The sequence below is a fragment of the Stenotrophomonas lactitubi genome, assembly GCF_002803515.1.
GTDB lineage: Bacteria > Pseudomonadota > Gammaproteobacteria > Xanthomonadales > Xanthomonadaceae > Stenotrophomonas > Stenotrophomonas lactitubi.
In genome coordinates, this window is record NZ_PHQX01000001.1 from 1382439 (window position 1) to 1405733 (window position 23295).

General features: G+C 66.8%; 20 protein-coding genes. 10 read left to right on the plus strand and 10 right to left on the minus strand.

Going from position 1 to position 23295, the window contains the following annotated elements; all coding sequences use genetic code 11:
• Positions 1-99: 99 nt before the first annotated feature.
• Positions 100-507, plus strand: coding sequence for a ferric iron uptake transcriptional regulator (fur, locus tag CR156_RS06765; RefSeq protein WP_100552275.1), 408 nt, complete (start codon positions 100-102; stop codon positions 505-507).
• A gap of 62 nt (positions 508-569) precedes the next feature.
• Here fur and CR156_RS06770 read toward each other — a convergent pair whose 3' ends face one another.
• A complete protein-coding gene (locus CR156_RS06770; RefSeq protein ID WP_100552276.1) occupies positions 570-1832 on the minus strand; it encodes an SGNH/GDSL hydrolase family protein in 1263 nt (420 codons plus the stop codon).
• 97 nt (positions 1833-1929) lie between these two features.
• Between CR156_RS06770 and CR156_RS06775 the strand changes: the two genes are divergently transcribed.
• On the plus strand, positions 1930-2847 hold the full coding sequence (locus CR156_RS06775; RefSeq protein ID WP_100552277.1) for a LysR family transcriptional regulator: 918 nt from the start codon (positions 1930-1932) through the stop codon (positions 2845-2847).
• A 104-nt stretch (positions 2848-2951) separates the two neighbouring features.
• Here the strand turns inward: CR156_RS06775 and recN are convergent, their stop codons facing one another.
• The gene (gene recN, locus CR156_RS06780; protein ID WP_100552278.1) at positions 2952-4613 is read right to left on the minus strand and encodes a DNA repair protein RecN; all 1662 of its coding nucleotides are present in this window, start codon (positions 4611-4613) and stop codon (positions 2952-2954) included.
• Between the two features lie 115 nt (positions 4614-4728).
• Between recN and hrcA the strand changes: the two genes are divergently transcribed.
• The 4 genes from hrcA to dnaJ all read left to right on the plus strand — a co-directional run bounded on the left by hrcA (position 4729) and on the right by dnaJ (position 9787).
• Complete coding sequence (hrcA, locus tag CR156_RS06785; protein ID WP_089240450.1) at positions 4729-5793, plus strand: heat-inducible transcriptional repressor HrcA; 1065 nt, start codon at positions 4729-4731, stop codon at positions 5791-5793.
• Between the two features lie 63 nt (positions 5794-5856).
• The gene (gene grpE / locus CR156_RS06790) at positions 5857-6372 is read left to right on the plus strand and encodes a nucleotide exchange factor GrpE (RefSeq protein ID WP_100552279.1); all 516 of its coding nucleotides are present in this window, start codon (positions 5857-5859) and stop codon (positions 6370-6372) included.
• 201 nt (positions 6373-6573) lie between these two features.
• Positions 6574-8499 carry a molecular chaperone DnaK gene (gene dnaK / locus CR156_RS06795; protein WP_100552280.1) on the plus strand — a complete coding sequence of 642 codons (1926 nt, stop codon included), beginning with the start codon at positions 6574-6576 and terminating at the stop codon, positions 8497-8499.
• A gap of 154 nt (positions 8500-8653) precedes the next feature.
• Positions 8654-9787 (plus strand): molecular chaperone DnaJ, encoded by a 1134-nt coding sequence (gene dnaJ, locus CR156_RS06800; RefSeq protein WP_025878872.1) that lies wholly within the window; start codon positions 8654-8656, stop codon positions 9785-9787.
• Positions 9788-9851: 64 nt separating this feature from the next.
• Here the strand turns inward: dnaJ and CR156_RS06805 are convergent, their stop codons facing one another.
• Together CR156_RS06805 and CR156_RS06810 are read right to left on the minus strand one after the other, a co-directional pair.
• A complete protein-coding gene (locus tag CR156_RS06805; RefSeq protein WP_133120063.1) occupies positions 9852-10235 on the minus strand; it encodes a hypothetical protein in 384 nt (127 codons plus the stop codon).
• A 147-nt stretch (positions 10236-10382) separates the two neighbouring features.
• On the minus strand, positions 10383-11180 hold the full coding sequence (locus tag CR156_RS06810; RefSeq protein ID WP_100552282.1) for an AraC family transcriptional regulator: 798 nt from the start codon (positions 11178-11180) through the stop codon (positions 10383-10385).
• A gap of 73 nt (positions 11181-11253) precedes the next feature.
• On the opposite strand from CR156_RS06810, the gene CR156_RS06815 reads away from it, so the two are divergent.
• The 3 genes from CR156_RS06815 to CR156_RS06825 all read left to right on the plus strand — a co-directional run bounded on the left by CR156_RS06815 (position 11254) and on the right by CR156_RS06825 (position 15072).
• Complete coding sequence (locus CR156_RS06815) at positions 11254-12453, plus strand: MFS transporter (RefSeq protein WP_100552283.1); 1200 nt, start codon at positions 11254-11256, stop codon at positions 12451-12453.
• A gap of 589 nt (positions 12454-13042) precedes the next feature.
• Entirely contained in the window at positions 13043-13951 is a 909-nt protein-coding gene (gene pdxY, locus CR156_RS06820) for a pyridoxal kinase (protein ID WP_099820190.1), read from the plus strand.
• A complete protein-coding gene (locus tag CR156_RS06825; protein ID WP_100552284.1) occupies positions 13948-15072 on the plus strand; it encodes a prephenate dehydrogenase in 1125 nt (374 codons plus the stop codon). The genes pdxY and CR156_RS06825 overlap by 4 nt, the downstream gene beginning before the upstream one ends.
• A gap of 166 nt (positions 15073-15238) precedes the next feature.
• Here the strand turns inward: CR156_RS06825 and CR156_RS06830 are convergent, their stop codons facing one another.
• From CR156_RS06830 to CR156_RS06850, 5 genes are all read right to left on the minus strand, one after another.
• Positions 15239-15433, minus strand: a complete 195-nt coding sequence (locus CR156_RS06830) for a hypothetical protein (RefSeq protein ID WP_088101408.1) — start codon at positions 15431-15433, stop codon at positions 15239-15241.
• Between the two features lie 68 nt (positions 15434-15501).
• Positions 15502-17280, minus strand: coding sequence for an ABC transporter transmembrane domain-containing protein (locus CR156_RS06835; RefSeq protein WP_100552285.1), 1779 nt, complete (start codon positions 17278-17280; stop codon positions 15502-15504).
• Complete coding sequence (locus CR156_RS06840) at positions 17273-17869, minus strand: IMPACT family protein (protein ID WP_100552286.1); 597 nt, start codon at positions 17867-17869, stop codon at positions 17273-17275. The genes CR156_RS06835 and CR156_RS06840 overlap by 8 nt, the downstream gene beginning before the upstream one ends.
• Before the next feature lie 34 nt (positions 17870-17903).
• The gene (locus tag CR156_RS06845) at positions 17904-18887 is read right to left on the minus strand and encodes a hypothetical protein (RefSeq protein WP_100552287.1); all 984 of its coding nucleotides are present in this window, start codon (positions 18885-18887) and stop codon (positions 17904-17906) included.
• Entirely contained in the window at positions 18884-19402 is a 519-nt protein-coding gene (locus CR156_RS06850) for an RNA polymerase sigma factor (protein WP_218946912.1), read from the minus strand. Before CR156_RS06850 ends, CR156_RS06845 begins: the two co-directional genes overlap by 4 nt.
• 247 nt (positions 19403-19649) lie before the next feature.
• Between CR156_RS06850 and CR156_RS06855 the strand changes: the two genes are divergently transcribed.
• Entirely contained in the window at positions 19650-22496 is a 2847-nt protein-coding gene (locus CR156_RS06855) for a bifunctional diguanylate cyclase/phosphodiesterase (protein ID WP_100552289.1), read from the plus strand.
• A gap of 19 nt (positions 22497-22515) precedes the next feature.
• Here the strand turns inward: CR156_RS06855 and CR156_RS06860 are convergent, their stop codons facing one another.
• Positions 22516-23109 carry an LOG family protein gene (locus CR156_RS06860; protein ID WP_025875132.1) on the minus strand — a complete coding sequence of 198 codons (594 nt, stop codon included), beginning with the start codon at positions 23107-23109 and terminating at the stop codon, positions 22516-22518.
• Positions 23110-23295: the final 186 nt, after the last annotated feature.

Here is a 23295-nt window from a genome sequence, read left to right on the forward strand (position 1 = left end):
ACTGGCGGTTGGGGAAATCAATCCGATGATACACTCCCGGCGTGCCACCGCGACCCAATCCGAGGCAGCTGGCGCTAAATCGCCAATGAACGGAGACCTATGGAAACCCACGACCTGCGTAAAGTCGGCCTGAAGGTGACCCATCCGCGGATGCGGATCCTGGCGCTGCTCGAGCAGCGCAATGCCCAGCACCACATGACCGCCGAAGACATCTACCGCCAGCTGCTGGAGCATGGCGACGAGATCGGCCTGGCCACGGTGTACCGGGTGCTGACCCAGTTCGAGGCTGCCGGCCTCGTGCTCAAGCACAATTTCGAAGGCGGCCAGGCCGTCTACGAACTCGACCGCGGCGGCCACCACGACCATATGGTCGACGTGGACAGCGGCAAGATCATCGAGTTCGAAAGCACCGAGATCGAAGAGCTGCAGCGCAAGATCGCCGCCGATCACGGCTACGAGCTGGAAGAGCACTCGCTGGTGCTGTACGTGCGCAAGAAGCGCAAGTAAGCCCCGCAGCCAGCTGATTGCGACGAAACCCCGGGCATGCCCGGGGTTTTGCTTATGTGGGCTCAGCGCCGCAGTAGATCCACGCCACGCGTGGATGGCCCCATCAGGACCTCCAGATCCACCGCCTCGGCCATCGCCCGGTTCCCCGCATCGCCCGGGTGCAGGTGGTCGCCGGAGTCGTAGGCAGCCGCCATCCGTGAAGGATCGGCCGGATCGCGCAGAGCGGCGTCGAGGTCGATCACCGCATCGAACGGACTATCCGTGCGCAGCCAGGCATTGAGCTGCCGGCGCTGGGCATCCTTGCCAGGGGCGTAGTAGTCGTCCAGCGGGGTGCCGGGCAGGGCACCGGCAAACGGCGTCAGGGTCGCGCCGAGGATACGCAGGCCGCGGGCATGGGCGCGTTCGGCCAGGACGCGGTAGCCGGCCTGCAGCTCGGCCAGGGTCGGCCGCGTCTCGCCGCGGGCGAAGGCCGTACCTGGCCAACTTATGTCGTTGATGCCGATCAGCACGATCACACTGGCGACGCCGGGCTGGTCGAGCACGTCACGCTGGAAGCGCTCCAGCGCCGATTGGCCCATACCATCGCGCAGCAACCTGCCTCCGGAAATGCCGGCATTGACCGCCGCTACGCCCTCCGGCGCCAGCCGCGCGGCGAGGTGATCGGTCCAGCGCTGGTCCTGGTCAAGGCTGGCGGTGGCGCCATCGGTGATCGAATCGCCGATCACCACCACACTGCGCGCGCTGGTCGCCGCCTCCACGTCGATACCCGACAACAGCAGGCGGGCCGTGGTGCTGTTGGCGCCATGCAATGCAGGCAGCCGATGCTGGTCACCCGGCGCAATCCAGCTGGTCTGCCGCCCGTCCCAATGGAAGGTCTGCAGCGGCGTGGGGTCGGGAAGATAGACGCTGACCTGCAAGGCCTGCCGATCAGCCGTGGGAAGGGGGAGCGGATCGCTCAGGCGGTCCTGCCCCGGCGCAATCACGACCCCGGGCTGGCCGTCGAAGCGCAGCGGCTGCGGCGTGTCACCCGTATGTGCAGCCACGCTGGCAGCGCCGATCCGCAACGGTTGGGTGCCATAGGCATTGCTCAGCCGGACCCGCAGGCGCGCCCCGCCCAGGCTGATGCGAGCGCTCTGCCGGAAGGTCTGGTCCTGCAGTTGGCCAGGGATGAGGGTAGGGAACAGGAAATCAGCGCTCCATACCGGCTGCGGGCTGGCTTGCCAGCTGGCGACCCAGTGCGGCGCGGGTGACGCGGGTGACGCGGCGGCGGCGGCGCCGGACAGGGCAAGCAGGGCGGTGGCGGTCAGTTGGCTCAGACGATTCATCGGAATGACCCGGTGGGAGGGACGGCCATGGTGCGTCCGCGTTCACCTGTGAACTAGACTGCGCATGGATAATCATCTGTGAATCAAATTCATTGCCATGGCACGTACCGACATCAACCGATCCGGCGAACTGGAAGTGTTCGTGCGGGTCATCGAGACCGGCGGCTTTTCCGCTGCCGCCCGCAGCCTGGAGATGACGCCGTCGGCGGTCAGCAAGCTGGTTGCGCGCCTGGAGCAACGGCTGGGTACGCGCCTGCTGCAGCGTTCTACCCGCCAGCTGCAGCTGACCCCGGAGGGCTGTGCGTTCTATGAGCGTGGCCTGCGCGTGCTGGCTGATCTGGAAGAGGCCGAACGCTGCGCCAGCGCCCACGCCGAGCCGCGCGGGCGGCTGCGGGTGAATGCCAACGTGCCGTTCGGCCAGCACTTCCTGCTGCCGCTGCTGCCGGAATTCCTGCAGCGGCACCCGCAGGTGGGGGTGGACCTGACCCTGACCGACGAGGTGATCGATCTGCTGGAGCAGCGCACCGACGTGGCGGTGCGGGCCGGCCCGTTGAAGAGTTCCAGCCTGGTCGCACGCCGGCTGGGGGCGACGCGGATGATGATCGTGGCGGCACCGGCCTATGCGGCACGACATGGATTGCCGGGCAATGTCGACGCGCTGCTGGCGCACAACCGGCTGGATATCGGCCACGCACGGTCGGTGCAGGGCTGGCCGCTGTTGCAGGATGGCCAGCAGCAGCGGGTACTGCCCAGCGGAAATGCGCGCGCCAGCAATGGCGATGCGCTGCGTCAGCTGGTGCTGGGCGGGCTGGGCATGGCCCGGCTGGCGGCGTTCCAGGTGCAGGCCGACCTCGCGGCAGGGCGGTTGTTGCCGGTACTGGAGGACGCCAACCCGGGCGACCTGGAAGAGGTGCACGCCGTGTTCCTGGGGCAGGGCGGCTACCTGCCGCTGCGGGTGCGTGCGTTCCTCGATTTCCTGGTGGAAACGGTGGATCTGGCGCGACCGCTGGGGTGACATGCGCCGCGCTGCCGCGCGGAAGCCGAGCATGGGCTCGGCTCTACACGTCGGTTCCGTTCGAGATTCCTGTAGAGCCGAGCCCACGCTCGGCGCCACCAGCCTCAGGCCTGCAACAGCTTGCGCGCGGCGGCGCGGGCTTCCTTGCTCACTTCCACGCCACCCAGCATGCGCGCCAGCTCTTCCTCGCGCGCCTTGGTGTCCAGCTTCTCCACCGAGCTCTGGGTCATGCCTTCCACCGGTGCCTTGCTGACCCGGTAGTGCGCGTGGCCCTTGGAGGCAACCTGCGGCAGGTGGGTCACGCACAGCACCTGACGCTTTTCGCCGAGGGCGCGCAGCTTCTGGCCGACGATGTCAGCCACTGCGCCACCGATGCCGGAATCGACTTCGTCGAACACCATGGTCGGTACCGCGTCCAGGTCGAGCGCGGCCACCTCGATGGCCAGCGAAATGCGTGACAGCTCGCCGCCGGAAGCGACCTTGCGCAGCGCACGCGGCGGCTGGCCGGCATTGGCCGCGACCAGGAATTCGACGCGCTCGGCACCCTGTGGGTCCGGCTTGCCGTTGTCCTGCGGCTCCAGCTCGATCAGGAACTGGCCGCCGCCCATGCCCAGCTCGGCGATGATGCCGGTGGTGGTGGCCGACAGCTCGGCAGCAGCGGTGCGGCGGCTGGTGGTCAGCACCGCGGCCTCGACACGCCAGGCCGCTGCGGCCTTTTCAATCTCGCCGGCCAGGCGCTGCAGGCGTTCGTCGGCGCCGCGCAGCTGCTCCACTTCGGCATGCATGCGTTCGCGCTGCGCACCCAGCTCATCCATCGGCACGCGGTGCTTGCGTGCCAGATCGTGCAGGCGGCCCAGACGCCGCTCGTTCTCCTCGAACTGGTCCGGATCGGCATCCAGGTCGTCATGTACCCGGTCGAGCAGGGCCAGGGCTTCGTGCAGCTGGATGGAGGCGCTGTCGATCAAGGCATCGACGTCGCCCAGGCGCGGGTCATGTTCGGCCACCCGCGCCAGTTCATGCCGCACCTGCTGCAGCAGATCGAGCGCCGAGTGGCCTTCGTCACCGTTGAGCTGGTCCGTAGCTGTCTGGCAGGCGCTCAACAGGGCGCTGGCATGGGCCTGGCGGCGATGGCTGGCGCCAAGCGCGGTGATCGACTCCGGTTCCAGATCCTCACGGTCCATTTCGCGCAGCTGGTGTTCGAGGAAGCCGATGCGGTCACTCACATCGCCCTGTTGCGACAGTGCCAAGGATTCATCGACCAGCGCCTGCCAGGTGGCGGCAGCGCGGCGTACCTGGCGGCGTTCGCTTTCGTTGCGGGCATAGGCGTCCAGCAGGGCCAACTGCGACGGGCGCGTCAGCAGGGCCTGCTGCTCGTGCTGGCCATGGATCTCCACCAGCAGGCCGGCCAGGTCGGCCAGCTGTGCCAGCGTGACCGGACGGCCGTTGATCCACGAACGTGAGCCGCCGTCGGCGCGGATCACGCGGCGCAGCTGGCATTGGTCTTCATCGTCCAGCTCGTTGCTGGCCAGCCACTGGCGGGCGGCCTGCAGCTGGTCCAGCGCGAACTCGGCCGACAGTTCGGCCCTGGCGGCGCCATGGCGCACCACGCCGCTGTCGGCGCGCAGGCCGGACAGGAAGCCCAGGGCGTCGACCATCAGCGACTTGCCCGCGCCGGTCTCGCCTGAAACCACGGTCATGCCCGGCCCGAACTCCAGTTCGGTGGCGCGGACGACGGCGAAATCCTTGATTGAAAGATGTCTGAGCATGGGTAAGGGGGTGTCTGCAGCCGCGCAACGCTAGCACGCGCGGCGGGGTCGTCCAATGACTTGCCAAGGGGATGCGTCGCCATTATCTAATGTCCCTGTCTCACAGGTTGATTCCATGCACGGTTCTCCCGACCAACTTGCCCCACGCGCGCGGCACCTGCTGCGCACGCTGATCGCGCGCTACATCCAGGACGGCGAACCCGTGGGCTCGCAGACGCTGGCGCGCGTGGCCGGCCTGGAGGTCAGTCCCGCCACCATCCGCAACATCCTCGGTGACCTGGAAGATCTTGGGTTGCTGGCGTCGCCGCATACCTCGGCGGGCCGGATTCCGACCGCGCATGGCTATCGGGTGTTCGTCGACAGCCTGCTGCAGATGCAGCCGCCGGGCGAAGGTGAGCTGGCCCGGCTGCGTCAGGAGCTGGCCGGAGGCGGCAGTACCCAGGCCCTGCTCGGCAGTGCCTCGGAGCTGCTGTCGGCGATGAGTCATTTTGTTGGCGTGGTCAGCGCGCCGCGGCGTGAGCAGTTCGCCTTCCGCCAGATCGATTTCGTGGCACTGGACGGGCGCCGGGTGCTGGCGATCCTGGTGTTTGCCGACAATGAGGTGCAGAACCGGGTGATCGAGACCCGCCAGGACTTCGCACCGGGGCAGCTGGAGCAGGTGGCCAACTACCTCAATGCCCACTTCGCCGGACTGCCCCTGGCCGAGATCCGTACCCGCCTGCTTCTGGAGCTGCGCGACGCGCGGTCCGAGCTGGAACAGGTGCTGGCGCACAGCATCGAGCTGGCCGAGCAGGCCCTGCAGCCGCCGGCCGACGACATGCTGGTGGCCGGCCAGACCCGTCTGATGGGGGTGCAGGACCTGTCCGACCTGGAGCGCCTGCGCGAACTGTTCGAGCTGTTTTCCAGCAAGCGCGAGATCCTGCAGCTGCTGGAGCGGACCATCCAGGCCCCCGGCGTGCGCATCTTCATCGGCGAAGAAACCGGCGTGGTGCCGCTGCAGGGCGTCTCGCTGGTCACCGCGCCATACACCGCCAATGGCCAGGTACTGGGTGTGCTGGGCGTGATCGGGCCGAAACGGATGGCCTACGACCGCATGATCCCGCTGGTGCAGGCCACCGCCGATGTGCTCGGTGCGGCCTTTTCGCCCGGCGGGCGAAGTCCAGGTGCATCGGACGCTTGAAACGCAGCATCCCGCCCACACTAGGGTGGGTGGAGGCGGAGAGTGACCGCCAGGGACCCAGACATGAATCAAGATCAGCCAGACATCGCCGCCCAGCAGGCCGCCGCCGACGCAGCTGCCGCCGAGGGCGTCAACGAACAGATCGAACAGCTCCGTGCCGAAGTGGAGCAGGTCAAGGTCGAAGCGCTGCGTGAGCGCGCCGACCTCGACAACCAGCGCAAGCGCGTGGCCCGCGATATCGAGCAGGCCCGCAAGTTCGCCAACGAAAAGCTGCTGGGCGAGCTGCTGCCGGTATTCGACAGCCTCGATGCCGGCCTCAAGGCCGCCGGCGACGATGCCCATCCGCTGCGTGAAGGTCTGGAAATGACCTACAAGCAGCTGCTGAAGGTTGCCGCCGACAACGGCCTGGTCCTGCTGGACCCGACCGGCCAGCCGTTCAACCCGGAACACCACCAGGCGATCAGCCAGGTCGCCGCCCCCGGCGCCGCCCCGGGCAGCGTGGTGACCGTGTTCCAGAAGGGTTACCTGCTCAACGAGCGCCTGCTGCGGCCGGCGCTGGTGGTGGTTGCCGCCGATTGACCCCGCGCGCCGGGCCAGGCCCGGCGAGGGTGTCCTCGCCCCGGACGGGGCATCGGCACGACCGACGCTGAACGTGTTGGGCGAGCGGAAACACAGCGTTCGGGGGATGGCTTGAATGTTCCACGAGCCTCCCCCACATCCCATTCATCCACCGGCCGAACGGCCGGACTGACAAAAACAACATCCTTCAAGGAGTCCCCCATGGGCAAGATCATTGGTATCGACCTCGGCACCACCAACTCGTGCGTGGCGATCATGGACGGCGGCAAGGCCCGCGTCATCGAAAATTCGGAAGGCGATCGCACCACCCCGTCGATCGTCGCCTACACCAAGGACGGCGAAGTCCTGGTCGGTGCCTCGGCCAAGCGCCAGGCCGTGACCAACCCGAAGAACACCTTCTACGCGGTGAAGCGCCTGATCGGCCGCAAGTTCACCGACGCCGAAGTGCAGAAGGACATCGCGCACGTCCCGTACGGCATCCTGGCCCATGACAATGGCGATGCCTGGGTGTCCACCAGCGATGCCAAGAAGATGGCGCCGCAGGAAATCTCGGCCAAGGTGCTGGAGAAGATGAAGAAGACCGCCGAGGACTTCCTCGGTGAGAAGGTCACCGAAGCGGTCATCACCGTGCCGGCCTACTTCAACGACAGCCAGCGCCAGGCGACCAAGGACGCCGGCCGCATCGCCGGCCTGGACGTCAAGCGCATCATCAACGAGCCGACTGCGGCCGCGCTGGCCTATGGCCTGGACAAGGGCGACAACAAGGATCGCAAGATCGTTGTGTACGACCTGGGCGGCGGCACCTTCGACGTTTCGGTGATCGAGATCGCCAACGTCGACGGCGAGAAGCAGTTCGAGGTGCTGGCCACCAACGGCGACACCTTCCTGGGTGGTGAAGACTTCGACAACCGCGTCATCGAGTACCTGGTTGAAGAGTTCAACAAGGACCAGGGCATCGACCTGCGCAAGGATCCGCTGGCCCTGCAGCGCCTGAAGGATGCTGCCGAGCGCGCCAAGATCGAGCTGTCCAGCGCCCAACAGACCGAAGTGAACCTGCCGTACGTCACCGCTGACGCGTCGGGTCCGAAGCACCTGAACATCAAGCTGACCCGCGCCAAGCTGGAATCGCTGGTGGAAGAGCTGATCAAGAAGTCGATCGAGCCGTGCCGCGTTGCGTTGAATGACGCCGGCCTGCGTTCGAGCGATATCAGCGAAGTGATCCTGGTCGGTGGCCAGACCCGCATGCCGAAGGTGCAGCAGGCGGTCACCGAGTTCTTCGGCAAGGAACCGCGCAAGGACGTCAACCCGGACGAAGCCGTGGCACTGGGTGCTGCGATCCAGGGCGGCGTGCTCGGCGGCGACGTCAAGGACGTGCTGCTGCTGGACGTGACCCCGCTGTCGCTGGGCATCGAAACCATGGGCGGTGTGTTCACCAAGATCATCGAAAAGAACACCACCATCCCGACCAAGGCCTCGCAGGTGTTCTCCACCGCCGAGGACAACCAGTCGGCCGTGACCGTGCACGTGCTGCAGGGTGAGCGCGAGCAGGCCCGCTTCAACAAGTCGCTGGCCAAGTTCGACCTGTCCGGCATCGAGCCGGCCCCGCGCGGCCTGCCGCAGGTGGAAGTGTCCTTCGACATCGACGCCAACGGCATCCTGCACGTGTCGGCCAAGGACAAGAAGACCAACAAGGAACAGAAGGTCGAGATCAAGGCCGGTTCGGGTCTGTCCGAGGAAGAGATCGCACGCATGGTCGCCGACGCGGAAGCCAACCGCGAAGAAGACAAGAAGTTCCAGGAGCTGGTGCAGGCCCGCAACCAGGCCGACGCCCTGATCCACGGCACCCGCAGCGCGATCACCGAGCACGGCAGCAAGGTCGGCGGCGAAGTGATCGGCAAGGTCGAAGCGGCCCTGGCCGATCTGGAAACCGCGATGAAGGGTGACGACAAGGCACAGATCGAAGCCAAGTCGAAGGCGCTGGAAGAAGCTGGCCAGTCGCTGTTCGCTGCGGCTTCGGCCGACCAGGGCGGTGCAGCCCCGGGTGCCGACGCCGGCAATGCGGGCAAGGCACAGGATGACGTGGTGGACGCGGAGTTCACCGAAGTCAAGGACGACAAGAAGTCCTGATCCGGACCGACGCGGGACGCTGCTTGCCAGCGTCCCGTTGTCGTATCAGGGTCCTGACCGCCCTCTGGCGCGTCGGGGCGCCCGACGCAAGAGCGGACCTGGTTCCGCTCTTCCGCTTTGACGAATCCCGACTTTCCGGAATGCGATCCACGATATGAGCAAGCGCGATTACTACGAAGTGCTGGGCGTTGCCCGCACCGCCACCGACGAAGAACTGAAGAAGTCCTATCGTCGTTGCGCGATGAAGTTCCACCCGGACCGCAACCCGGGTGATGCGGCGGCCGAAGCCTCCTTCAAGGAGTGCAAGGAAGCCTACGAAGTACTGTCCGACGGCAACAAGCGTCGCATGTACGACAGCCATGGCCACGCCGCGTTCGAACACGGCATGGGCGGTGGCGGTGGTGGTCCGGGCGGCCCGGACATGAACGACATTTTCGGTGACATCTTCGGCAACATCTTTGGTGGTGCCGGCGGCGGCGGTCCGCGCCAGGCGCGCCGCGGCGCCGACATCGGTTACGTGATGGAGCTGGACCTGGAAGAAGCGGTGCGTGGCGTCGAACGCCGCATCGAGATTCCGACCCTGGCCGAATGCGGCGACTGCGATGGCAGCGGCTCGGAAGATGGCAAGGTCGAGACCTGCAATGTCTGTCATGGGCGCGGCCAGGTGCGCATCCAGCGCGGCATCTTCGCCATGCAGCAGGCCTGCCACAACTGTGGTGGCCGTGGCCAGATCATCGCCAAGCCCTGCAAGACCTGCCACGGCAACGGCCGTGTCGAAGAAGACAAGGTGCTGTCGGTGAAGGTGCCGGCGGGCGTGGATACCGGCGACCGCATCCGCCTGGCGGGTGAGGGCGAGGCTGGGCCTGCGGGGACGCCGCCGGGCGATCTGTACGTGGAAGTGCGCGTGCGTGAGCACCACATCTTCCAGCGCGACGGCGACGACCTGCACTGCGAAGTGCCGATCCGCATTTCGCAGGCCGCGCTGGGTGACACCGTGCGCGTAGCCACCCTCGGTGGCGAAGCGGAAATCCGCATCCCGGCCGAGACCCAGACCGGCAAGCTGTTCCGCCTGCGCGGCAAGGGTGTTCGTTCGGTGCGCAGCCGCAGCGAAGGCGACCTGTACTGCCGCGTGGTGGTGGAGACCCCGGTCAATCTCACCAGCGACCAGCGCAAGCTGCTGGAGCAGTTCGAGGCCACCTTCAACGGCGAGGATGCGCGCAAGCATTCGCCGAAGTCGGCCACCTTCATCGATGGGGTGAAGGGCTTCTGGGATCGGATGACGTCCTGATCTGTCAACGGACATGTTGAACGACAGCGCCGGGCTCTGCCCGGCGTTTTCGTTTGCGGTTGCTTTACAGGATTTCCCAATCAGCTTTTCCGTACAGCCGGCGCCCCTCGAACAGGAGCGTTCCGCGATCACCCACGACATCCAGCTCGAACCAGGGGTGCCCATCCCGTTCTTTGGGCCGGACGTAGAAGCGTTTCTGGGCGCGGTTCATTTCGACGTAGTACGGGTTCCGCAGGGCGGCATCCTTGGGCTGTCCCTTCCAACGAACATGGATGTAGCCATCGTCGCTTCGACCTTGGATCTCGAGAAAGAAATGAAAACCGTCCTTCTGTTCATCCGAGTAGAAACGGAACTGCGTGCCGCTCGCATATGCGGATGGTTGCATTGCCGTCAGGGCCAGCAACACAGCAACCGCAAGCCATCGGGTGATACTCCATGCTTTCGTCACAAGCCCTTCCTCTTCCGTGGGGCGCTATCGGAACATGGATGCGGTTGCGAGAATGAGACGGATTTTCCACTTGCGTCCTGACAAGCAGAATCCCTACCTGTAGGTAGCGCAGTAGATCCACGCCATGCGTGGATGCCGTTCAACGGCTCAACGGAAAAACGCCGCCGGCGTCTGACCCAGCTGGCGCTTGAACATGCTGGTGAACGCACTCGGGCTTTCATAGCCCATCGCCAGCGCCACATCGATCACCTTCTCGCCGCGGGCCAGCCGTTCCATCGCGGCCAACAGGCGTGCCTGCTGCCGCCATTGGCCGAAGGTCATGCCCAGTTCGCTGGCGAAGTGGCGCTGGATGGTTTTCACGTCGATCGCCAGCGCCTGCGCCCAGTCCTGCAGAGTAGCCTCGTCGCCGGGATGCTTCTGGATGTGCTGGCAGATCCTGTGCAGGCGCGGGTCGACGGGCTCGGGCAGGTGCAACGGCAGTACGTCCATGCGGTGCAGCTCGTCGAGCATCAGTCGCACTACGCGGCCATCGCGGCTGTCCTCTTCATGCGGTCCGTCGATCAGGCTGGCCGCCTGCAGCAGTTCGCGCAGCAGCGGCGCCACCTGCACGGCGAACGCCTCTGCCGGCAGGTGCGGGGCGAATGCCGGTTCGATGTACAGGCTGCGCATGTGCACGTCGGCGATGCAGTCCACCGCATGTGCCATGCCCGCCGGCATCCAGATGGCGCGAGTGGAGGGCACCACCCAGCGACCGACCTCCGATCGCACCACCATCAGCCCGGACATGGAATAGACCAGCTGGTGTCGGCGGTGCTTGTGCGCCGAGACATGGGTGCCGGCGCGGTAGTCGCGTGCGCGGCAGGTCACCGGACGATGTACCGGCACGTCGTTCCACGGCGCGGTTTCGCGGATGGGGCAGGGGGTGTCCTTTTTGCGATAGGCCATGACCAGAACGCGGCAGAAGGGAGCGGGTGGCCACCGTAGCATGCACGGCTCGCCCCCATCCTGACCGTGCGCAATGTCGACTCTGGCTTCTCCCGCCGTATCCGCCCGCCCCGTATCGCCAGGAGTGCTGGCGGCGATCTCCAGCTCGCACATGGTCAACGACATGATGCAGTCGCTGATCCTGGCCATCTATCCGGTGATCAAGGGCGGCTTCAACCTCAGCTTTACCCAGATCGGCCTGATCACGCTGACCTACCAGCTCACTGCCTCGATCTTCCAGCCGCTGGTCGGGCTCGCCACCGACCGCCGGCCCGCCCCGTATTCCTTGCCGATCGGCATGGCCTCGACTTTGTGCGGCATGCTGCTGCTCGGCTTCGCGCCCAATTACGCGATGGTGCTGCTGGCCGCCGCGCTGGTCGGCATCGGTTCGGCCATCTTCCATCCGGAAGCCTCGCGCATCGCGCGCCTGGCCTCCGGCGGCCGTCATGGCCTGGCGCAGTCGGTCTTCCAGGTAGGGGGCAATTTCGGTACGGCACTGGGGCCGCTGATCGCCGCAGCGGTGATCGTGCCCTACGGCCAGCATTCCGCATCGTGGTTCGCCGGTGCAGCGTTGATCGGCATTGCCCTGCTGACCTATGTCGGCCGCTGGTACTCGCTGCATCTGGGCGCTCCCCGCCCAGCAACACATGGCGTGATCGCCGCGCGCCATCCACCGCGCACGATTGCCCGGGTGCTGGCGATCCTGCTGGTGCTGATCTTCAGCAAGTACTTCTACATGGCCAGCATCGGCAGCTATTTCACCTTCTACCTGATGCATCATTTCGGCATTCCGGTGGCGCAGGCGCAGCTGCATCTGTTCGCCTTCCTGGTGGCGTCCGCAGCGGGCGGCTTCTTTGGTGGGCCGCTGGGTGATCGTATTGGCCGCAAGCCGATCATCTGGGCCTCGATCCTGGGCGTGGCACCGTTCGCGCTGATGCTGCCGCATGCCGATCTGCTGTGGACCACGATACTGGCGGTGCTGATCGGCTTCGTGCTGTCTTCCGCATTCTCGGCCATCGTGGTCTACGCGCAGGAAATGATGCCGCACCGGATCGGCATGGTGTCCGGTCTGTTCTTCGGCTTCGCCTTCGGCATGGGCGGCCTCGGCGCGGCGGTGCTGGGTCTGTTGGCCGACAAGACCAGCATCGAATTCGTTTACCAGCTGACCGCGTTCCTGCCGCTGCTGGGCATTGTGGCGGCATGGCTGCCGCCGTCCAGGCCTGCTGCACACTGAGGGTGTTCTTCTGCAGGGCTGCGCCCTGCACCCGCCGAGGCAACGGCAACGGCAACGGCAACGGCAACGGCAACGGCCGAAGCAAAAGCTGGTTTCCTATGAGTTGGCGGGGTGGGTCCGGTTGCGGGGGACGCCGTGAATACGTCCCTGTAGGCTCGGTCGCGCCATCCATGGCGCTCACGCCCCCGCAACCGGACCCACCCCGCCCTCGACAATTGCCCGCTGCTGTTGGTGGGTGTCGACCTTGGTCGACACGTAGATCCACGCTATGCGTGGATGCTCTTCGATTCAGATTTGAGATATTCGATTTCGACAGAGATTCATCCACGCATGGCGTGGATCTACTGCTCGCGGGGAACTGTCGAAGGCGGGGCACTGTGGGTTTGCGGGGTGTGAGCCGCATGGATGCGGCGACCAAGCCTCCATGGACGGATTCACGGCGTCCCCGCAAACCCACAGTGCCCCGCCATCCCCCGGAGTGCCGCTGTTGCTGTTGCTGTTTAGGTTGCCGGCCAGCGGCCGGCACTACCGCTTCGGCGGGTGCAGGGCGCAGCCCTGCCGAAAACCCCCTTGGGCGTAGAATGCGGGCATGAGCGAATCCCTCGACAACCACCTGGTCCACGGCCGCCGCCAGCGGCCCGACGGCCCTTCGCCGATCGATGTCATTTCGGTCCAATCACAACTGGTCTACGGCCATGCCGGCAACAGCGCCGCGCTGCCCCCGATGCGCGCGCTTGGCGTGCGCGTGGCCTCGATCCCGACCACGCTGCTGAGCAATGCGCCGTTCTACGAGACCACCCGTGGCCGTGTGCTGCCCAGCGACTGGTTTGCCGACCTGCTGCTCGGTACGCGCGAACGTGGTCTCCCGCAGCGGGCGAAGATGCTGGTGTCCGGCTACTTCGGCAGCGCCGCCAATGGTGCCGCGTTTGCTGATTGGCTGGACGAGATCCTGCCCGCATGCCCGCAGCTGCGCTACTGCCTGGACCCGGTGATCGGCGATACCCACACCGGTCCCTACGTGGAGCCAGGCCTGGAAGCGATCTTCGCTGAACGCCTGCTGCCGCATGCCTGGCTGGTCACCCCCAATGCCTTCGAACTCGGTCGCCTGACCGGCATGCCCGCGCTGGCCGAAGCCGATGCCATTGCTGCCTCGCGCGCGCTGCTGGCGCGCGGCCCGCAGTGGGTGCTGGCCCACAGCGTCGGCGGCAATCCGGGCGAGCTGGTGACGCTGGCTGTGGGTCGCGAGGAAACCTGGCGCTGGACCTCGCCGCTGCTGCCGGTCGACGTGGCCGGTACCGGCGATGTGCTGATGTCGCTGATGGTGTCCTTCCTGCTGCGCGGTGAGCCGATGCAGATGGCCATCTCGCGCGCCATTGCCGGCACCCATGCGGCGTTGGAGGCGACTCTGGCCCATGGTTTCGAGGAGTTCGACGTGATCGCGGCCGCACCGGCGGCGTTGGCCGACGGGATGCGCTTCCGCGCTGAACGGCTGGCATGAGCGGGCTGCACGAACGCACGCCGCGCACGGTCGGCATCGTCGGCAGTGCCGGCGCCTATGGGCGCTGGCTGACCCGGTTCTTCGAACAGCATATGCAGGTTCAGGTGATCGGCCACGATCCGGCCGATCCGGATTCGCATGCGCCGGAGCAGCTGCTCGAACAGGCCGATGTGCTGGTGTTCTCCGCACCGATCCGGCACACGCCCGCGTTGATTGCCGAATACGCGCGCCTGTCGGCTGGCCGCGAACAGGAACGCTTGTGGCTGGATGTGACCTCGGTGAAGGAAGCGCCAGTGCAGGCGATGCTGGCCTCGCGCGCCGAGGTGGTGGGCCTGCATCCGATGACGGCGCCGCCCAAGGCGCCGACTCTGAAAGGCCGGGTGATGGTTGTCTGCGAGGCGCGTCTGCAGCACTGGCGGCCCTGGGTGGACGCGCTGTGCCTGGCACTGCAGGCAGAGTGTGTGCGGGCCACGCCGCAGCACCATGACCAGATGATGGCGCTGGTGCAGGCGATGGTGCATGCGACCCATCTGGCCCAGGCGGGTGTGCTGCGCGAGTACCAGCCGCAGTTGGGCACGCTGGCAGCAATGTTGCCGTATCGATCAGCTTCGTTCGAACTGGATACGGCGATCATCTCGCGCATCCTGTCGTTGAATCCGGCGATCTACGAAGACATCCAGTTCGGCAATCCCTATGTGGCGCCGATGCTGCAACGCCTGATCGGCCAGCTGCAGACGCTGCAGGCGCAGGTCGGGCAGGGCGACGATGCCGCGCGCGGCGCATTCCGCGAACACCTGCTTGGGGCCAACCGGAGTGCCTTCGGTGATCAGGCGCTGGCTGCGGGAAATTACACCTTCGAGCGCGTCGGCTATCTGCTGGCCGACCTGACCGAGCGCAACGCACTGTCGGTGCATCTGCCTGAAGACCGCGCGGGGTCGTTGCGCGAACTGCTCAACGTGTTCGAGCAGCATGGCATCAGCCTGGCCTCGATCCATTCCTCGCGCACGCCCGCCGGCGAGGTGCATTTCCGCATCGGTTTCGTGGCAGGCAGCGAACCAAGGGCTATTGCGGCGGCCGCCGCCGAGGTGGATGCCAGCGGGATCGGCCGGGTGCTTGCATAGAACATTCATCCACAGGGCGTGTGGATGGCTTCTGCGCAAACATGTGGATAACCGGCTGCAGGCATTGGCGGGCAAGGCTGTCAAGATGGTTGGTCAAAAAATGACCAACATTTTTTTGACGGAGCCAACGGCTGAGGCGAGCTGGGCTCGGCGCTACAGCGGACCGCTAGATCGACAGCCTGACCTCACCACCGCTGGTGGTGAATTCGCGGCCGTTGCGCACCAGCTGGCGGCCGTCGTCGAGTTCATAACGCGGCGTCGTCTCGGAGCCATGCCCGCTGCCGCTGGCTTCGGGCTTGAACTCGATGATGATGTGGCTTTCACCATTGCTGTCGACAGCAGGGAACTGACGGAACGACATGTTCGACCTCCTTCAGTGGTTCATCGCTACGACGTCAGAGTGAGCCGGCCGGTGTTAGCCGGCCGTCATCAATCGATGAACTGCAGGCGTGCAAGCTCGGCATACAGGCCGCCTTCAGCCAGCAGCTCCGCATGCGTGCCCTCGGCCACGATGCGACCGTGGTCCATCACCACGATGCGGTCGGCCTTCAGCACGGTCGCCAGCCGGTGGGCGATGACCACCGTGGTGCGCCCGGCCATCAATCGTTCCAGTGCCTGCTGCACGCCGTATTCGCTCTGCGCGTCCAGCGCACTGGTGGCCTCGTCGAGCAGCAGGATCGGTGCGTCCTTCAGCAAGGCACGGGCGATTGCCACGCGCTGCTGCTGGCCACCGGACAGGCGGGCACCGCGCTCGCCCAGTTCGCTGTCGTAGCCCTCCGGCAGCGCACGCAGGAAGGCATCGGCCTCAGCGGCGCGGGCTGCATCTTCCACCTCGGCGTCGCTGGCCTCCAGCCGGCCATAGCGGATGTTGTCGCGTGCACTGGCGGCGAACAATGTCGGCTGCTGTGGCACCAGCGCGAGCTGTGCGCGAAGCTCAGCCGGATCGACGTCGCGCACATCGATGCCGTCCACGCAGATGCGGCCGGCTGCCGGATCGTGGAAGCGCAGCAGCATCGACAGCACCGTGCTCTTGCCGGCGCCTGACGGGCCGACCAGAGCGACGGTTTCACCCGGTCGCACGTGCAGGTTGAAATGGTCCAGTGCGGCCTGGTCCGGTCGCTGCGGGTAGTTGAACACCACATCGTCGAAGTGGATTTCGCCACGCAGCGGCTGCGGCAGCGCACGCGGCTTGGCCGGCGCACGGATCTCGATGTCTTCCTGCAGCAGCTCGCCGATGCGGCCCATGCCGCCGGACGCGCGCTGCAGTTCATTCCACACTTCGGCCAGCGCGCCGACCGAACCACCGCCGATCAGTGCGTACAGCACGAACTGGCCCAGCGTACCGGCGCTGAGGCGCCCGTCGATGACGTCGTGTGCGCCCAGCCACAACACACCGACAATCGCGCCGAACACCAGCAGGATGGCGCTGGCGGTGACCAGCGACTGCGCACCGATGCGCCGACGCGCGGCACGGATCGCATCGCCCAGCGCATGGTCGAAACGGCCGCGTTCATAGGGCTCGCGCGCATGCGCCTGCACCGTGCGCACCGCACCCAGCGTTTCGCTGGCCAGGCTGTTGGCATCGGCGATGCGGTCCTGGCTGCTGCGCGCGATGGTGCGCAGCTTGCGCGCGCCGATGATGATCGGCAGCACCGCCAGCGGGATGCCGAGCAGCGACCATGCGGCCAAGCGCGGGCTGGTGACGAACAGCATCGCCAGGCTGCCAACTACGGTGACGCTGCTGCGCAGCGCCACGGACATGGTCGAGCCGACCACGCTGCGCAGCAGTTCGCTGTCGGCGGTCAGGCGCGAAACCAGTTCGCCGCTGCGGCTGCGGTCGTGGAAGCCGGCGCCGAGCTGGATCAGGTGCGCGTACAGGCGGCTGCGCAGATCCGCCACGACCTTTTCGCCGAGCAACGAAACAAAGTAGAAACGCGCGGCCGTCGCCAACGCCAGCACCACCGCGACCAGCATCAGCAGCGCAAAGGCACGGTTGATCTGGCCACCGCTGCTGAAGCCGTGGTCGATCATCTGCTTCACGGCCGGCGGCAGGCTCAGCGTCGCCGCCGAAGAAACGGCCAGGGCCAGCAGCCAGGCGCTGAACAAGCCGCTGTGGCGGCGTACGAACGGCCACAGCGTGCGCAGGCTGCCGAGGCGGCGCAGCGGCGGGGTGGCCGGGTCGGAGGCCGGTGCGTCCTTGTCAGTCATCGAGGGGGTCATCTTGGATACGGATACGATCACGGGTGGCGTCGCGCAGGCGGATTTTCAATGCGTCGACCTGGTCTGCGGGCAATTCCACCCGCAATCTCACGCCATTGGCATCGAATTGTTCATCGCGCTTCTCGGCGGCGTGGGCGGGCAGGGCAGCGTGCAGCGCGCCCAGGTCCTCGAATCCAGCCAGCAGCTGCAGCCGCGCCATCGCCACCAAGGGCAGGCGCGGCGCGGTGCGCAGGCATTCGGCAGCGGCGCCGCCGTACGCACGGACCAGGCCGCCGGCACCCAGCTTGATGCCCCCGAACCAGCGGGTGACCACCACCATCACTCGGTCGAATCCCTGGCCATCAATGGCTGCCAGGATCGGCCGGCCAGCGGTGCCGGCCGGTTCGCCATCGTCGCTGGAGCGATAGTCCTGGCCGTGCCGGTAGGCCCAGCAGTTGTGGGTCGCATCGGCCACGGCCACCTCCTGCAGAAATGCCAGCGCAGCAGACGCACCCTCGATCGGCGCGGCATGCGCGATGAAGCGGCTGTGCTTGACGTCCAGGGTGTGGCTGACCGGTTGGGCGAGGGTATCGGGCATTCCCTTCATTCTACGGGCTTGCCGCCGACGTGCTTCAGTCGTCCAGCAATGGCCGCACATCCTTTGGCAGGCGCGCCTCTGGATAGGTCTGCAGGTAACGCTCCAGGCTCGCCCGGGCCAGGTCGCGCTGGCCGGCATCGCGACGCTCGCGGATCTTCTGCAGCCATTGCCGGCGGGGCAGCCCGGCGTCGGCCTGCACTTCAGCCTGCACGGCCTCCGCGCTGAGGCCGGCATCGCTGGCGCGGCGCATGACGCCAGGTGCGGTTCTGCCGGCCGCGTCCTGCTTGGACGCAGTGAGCGTGATGCGGTCTTCGGCCGTGGCCTGTGCGGAGGACATTGATTCCGCCGTCGCCGCAGTGGCCTTGCGCGCCCTCATCGCGGCGGCAGGAGCCGCAGGCGCGGCGGCCGGCGCAGGCGCCGAATAGGCTTCCGGTGCGGGCGGCGCTGCCGCAGGCATCGCAGGCGCGGCAAAGGCCGTGTCGGCTGCGGGCGCAGGTGGCGGTGCCGGCGCCATCATCGGGGCAGGCAACTGCCGCGGTGTCACGGGCGCAGGTTTCGGCACGTCTGCGATGGCCGCTGCCGGAGCAGGTGCTGCCTCAGCGGCCGCAGGTGCTGCTGTCGGTGCAGGTGCCGGTTCGGTGGCTGCGACATCGGCGGCCGCGCTGTCGTAGGACATGCCTTCGGCGTTCGCATCGGCCGCCATTTCCTGTGCAGCCGGCGCGGTGGCAACTGCCTCCGCAGGGGCCGACGGCGGCTCTGGACGCATCTGCCAGGCGATGCCAACGGCGAACACCGTCGATGCGGCCACGCCGAAGACGGCCGGCCAGCGGCGGCGCGGGCGCAGCGTGCGCGGTGCCGCCGGCAGCGGAGTCGCCTCAGAGGCCGGCGCCTCCACGGCCGCACGCGCAGCGGCCAGGATCGCCGCGTCGAGCGCCGGCGGAGGGCCCTGTTCGGCGCGTCGCCCAAGCAGGCGTGCCAGCTCGCGTTCTTCCGGGGTCAGGGGATCATCTCGGTTCATGCGTTCAGTCCCGCACGCAGCTTGTCCATCGCATAGCGCAGCCGCGATTTCACGGTTTCCCGGCCAACGCCGGTGATCTGGCCGATCTCCTCCAGGCTCAGTTCCTGTTCCAGCCGCAACTGCAGCACTTCACGCTGTTCTGCGGGCAGCTCTTCCATCGCCAGTTGGATGCGGCGACGTTGTTCGAATTCGGACAGTTCCGCTTCCGGGGTCTGCCCATCCTCCAGCGCGGCCAGGCGCAGATCGGCATCGGCCGGTGCAGCAGGGCGATGGCGGGCGGCACGCCAGTGGTCGTTCAGGCGGTTGTGGGCAATGCGGAACAGCCAGGTGCTGAAGGCCGCGTCGGCCTGCCAGCCGGCCCGTGCGCTGATCACCCGTTGCCAGACATCCTGGAACATCTCCTCGGCCAGCGCGGTGTCGCGCAGCTGCCGCAGCAGGAAGCCGAACAGGCGCTTGCGATGACGTGCATACAGGCTTTCGAACGCGTGCACGTCACCGGCGGCCCAGGCCAGCATCAAGGCTTCATCGGTTGGCAGGGCGCTGGCATCCACGCCGTACAGGGTAAGCCCTGCAGGCGGTGGCGCATAGCCGGCGATGGCGTGGGACAGGGCGACGGTCACGGCGGGAATCAGGAGAGGATCGACAGGAAAAACGCCCGACGGCACGTTTCGGGGTTACCGGGCTTCCATTGCCCCCCGGGTGGCGCGTTATGCTCGGTAATTCAGGGGAGGCGGCGCTCAGGCGGCGCCAAGAGAACGTCATTTGTCCACCGAAGCCGACCGCGCGCTGGAAGCGTCACACAACGAGCCTGTGCTGAGCGCGGCGCTGGTGCGCGCGCTGCATGCGCTGCTGCCGGAAACGGCGGTCGTGCGCGTCGGTTGGGACGATCCGCAGCTCGGCAGCGGGCAGGGCGGTTGGCCGATCGGTGGCGGCGGCGAGGACGTCTGGCAGCCCTTGGCCGACCATGCCGAAGGCCGTCATGGCTGGGAGTACGACGGCGCCCGCTTGTTGCTGTCGGTGCGCGGGGCGACACCCTCTCCGGCCTGGTGGGGGCTGGCCCGGCAGGCGATGGAGCTGGCCTTGCAGCGCGACCGCCAGGCGGGTCAGATCAAGGCGCTGGAACAGGCCGAGCGGTTGCAGCAGGCCTTGTTCCAGATTGCCGACCTGGCCGGTGCCGACCTGGAAATGGGCGAGATGCTGCGCCACGTGCATGGCGTGCTGGGCACGCTGATGTATGCGCAGAACTGCTACATCGTCGAGTATGACGATGCCCGCCGGCAGATCCGCTTCCTGTACTTCGCCGACCAGGTCGATGACTTCGTTGCCGATCCTGCACAGAGCTACGACATCGACCAGATGCCGCGCAGCCTGACCGTGGCGTTGCTGCGGCATGGCCGGCCGCTGAGCGGGCCTTCGCGCGAACTGCTGGCGCGGGTAGACCAGGAGCACGACCCGCAGCGCGGCCCCGAAAGCCTGGACTGGCTGGGCGTGCCGATGCTGCGCGATGGCCGCGTGTGTGGTGCGATCGTGGTGCAGAGTTACGAGCACGCCGACCGCTACGGCGAAGCCGAACGGGCGCTGCTGGGTTTTGTCGCCCAGCACGTGCAGACCGCCATGGATCGTCGCCAGGCGCAGGTGCGGCTGGAGCAGCAGGTGGAACGGCGCACGCAGGAGCTGCAGCGCGCCAATCTCAGCCTGCAGGATGAAGTGGCCGAGCGCCGTCGTGCAGAGCAGCTGCAGACCGCGCTGTACAACATTGCCGAGATGGCGATGTCGGCCGACAGCCTGGCGCAGTTCTACGGGCAGGTCCACGGCGTGGTCGGGCGCTTGCTGGATGCGCGCAACTTCTACATCGCGCTGGTCAATGCCGAGGGAGATGGGCTGGATTTCGTCTATTCGGTAGACGAGCACAACGCGAGTCGTGCACCGCGCGCGTTCAGCCGAGGGTTGACCGAATATGTGGTCCGCCATCGGCGACCCCTGCTGGCCTCGCGTGCACAGATCGATGCGCTGCTGGAAACCGGCGAGGTGCGCGAATCCGGCGCACGTTCGCAGTGCTGGCTCGGCGTGCCGCTGCTGCGCGACGACGAAGTGGTCGGCGCGATCGTGGTGCAGAGCTACACCGAGCAGATCGCCTTCAGTGTGCATGACCAGCGCCTGCTGATTTTCGTCGCACAGAACATCGGCACCGGTCTTGCGCGCCAGCGCGACCAGCAGCGCCTGCGCTCGGCGCATGCCGAGCTGGAAAAACGGGTGGAAGAGCGCACCCGCGAACTGGGCGAGGTCAACGAAAAGCTGCTGGGCCAGATCGGCGAACGCCTGCGCGCCGAGCAGCGCCTCACCCACCAGGCCATGCACGACGCGTTGACCGGGCTGCCCAATCGCCTGCACCTGCTGGACAGGCTGCAGGATGCGCTCGCGCTGGCCCGGCGCGAAGGCGGCCCGGTGTTCGCGGTGCTGTTCCTGGACCTTGACCGCTTCAAGCTGGTCAACGACAGCATCGGCCACGCCGCCGGCGATCGCATGCTGGTGGAAGTGGCCAAGCGCATCGTATCGATGGCGGGTGACAACGACGTGGTTGCGCGCTTGGGCGGCGATGAGTTCGCCGTGCTGCTGCAATGCCCGGACGGGCTGGCGCAGGCGCTGGATTTCGGCCAGCGGTTGTTGTTGGCACTGCAGGAGTCGATGTGGATCGCCGGTCGGGAGCTGTTTCCCTCCGGCAGCCTGGGCATCGCCCTGTGGAACCCGCGTTATCGCACCGGTGAAGAACTGCTGCGCGACGCCGATGCGGCGATGTACCGGGCCAAGGCGCAGGGCCACGACCGCTGCTCGATCTTCGACGAGGAGATGCGCGAGCAGGCGCTGCGCAGTCTGGATCTTGAGGCTGACCTGCGGCGCGCGATCAACAACCGTGATTTCGTGCCGTTCTACCAGCCGATCGTGCGCCTGTCCGATGGCGAAGTGGTTGGCCACGAGGCCCTGCTGCGCTGGAAGCATGAGCGCCGCGGCCTGCTGCTGCCGGGCGCGTTCCTGGAACTGGGCGAGGAAAGTGGCCTGATCGAACAGGTCGACTGGCTGATTTACGAGCAGGTCATTGCCGGCCTCGCCGACGGCGGACGTGGCTATGTTTCAGTCAACGTGTCGCCACGGCATTTCCGCTCCGCCGAGTTCAGCGGACGGCTGTATGGATTGCTGGAGGCGTGCAACGCGGACCCACAGCGGCTGCGCCTGGAAATCACCGAGGTCGCGCTGCTCGACGATGGTCCGCATACGCTGCACATCCTCAAGGGCCTGCGCGAACGCGGCATCCAGGTGCAGCTGGACGATTTCGGTACCGGCTTCTCGGCGCTGTCCTACCTGCACCGCTTCCCGATCAGCACGTTGAAGATCGACCAGAGCTTCATTGCCGGCCTGCACGGGCCGGAGGCGCAGAGCACGCGCGCGCTGGTGGAGGGCGTGCTGTCACTGGCACGCACGCTGGGCATCGAGACAATTGGCGAAGGCATCGAGACCGAGGCGCAGCGTGACACGCTGTTTGAGCTCGGCTGCGACTACGGCCAGGGTTACCTGCTGGGCCGGCCGGCACCGTGGACGCGCGCGGCGGCCTGAGCCACCGCGCACGCAGTCTTCAACGCAACGCCGCGCGGCGCTTCTCGTCGATCCACTTCGAGGCCTGGGCCGGCTGGTAGTTCTTCATCCAGGCCAGCATCTCTTCGATGTCCGAGCCGTACCACAGGTCCTGGCGCTGCTCGGGGTGCAGGAAGCGCTCTTCCACCATGCGATCGATCATGCCGATCAGCGGTGCGTAGAAGCCGTCCACGTCGAGGAACGCGCAGGGCTTGTTGCCGATGCCGAGCTGGCGCCAGGTCAGCATCTCGAAGATCTCTTCCATGGTGCCGAAGCCGCCGGGCAGGGCGACGAAGCCATCGGAAAGATCGAACATGCGCGACTTGCGCTCATGCATCGAACCGACGATCTCCAGTTCGGTCAGGCCGCGATGGGCCACTTCCCAGTCGGCCAGCTGGCGCGGAATCACGCCGGTGACCTCACCGCCGGCGGCGAGCACGGCATTGGCCACGGTGCCCATCAGGCCGACATTGCCGCCGCCGTACACCAGGCGCATGCCGTCGCGGGCGATGCGATCGCCCAGCGCAATGGCGCGTTCGGTGTAGACCGGCTTGCTGCCAGCGTTGGAACCGCAGTACACACAGATCGACTTCATGGATCTTCCTGTCTTGGCCGGAAACGAAAACGCCCCGCGGTCGACCAGTGAAGCCGGTCGCAGGGCGGGGTGTCCGGGCAATTATGAGGCCTTACCGATGTTCTCTGTAGCGCCGGGCCATGCCCGGCGGCATTTCGTTCAGATCACCGCCAGCCCGTCGGCCTTCAGCCGGGCAGTGCCCGGCTC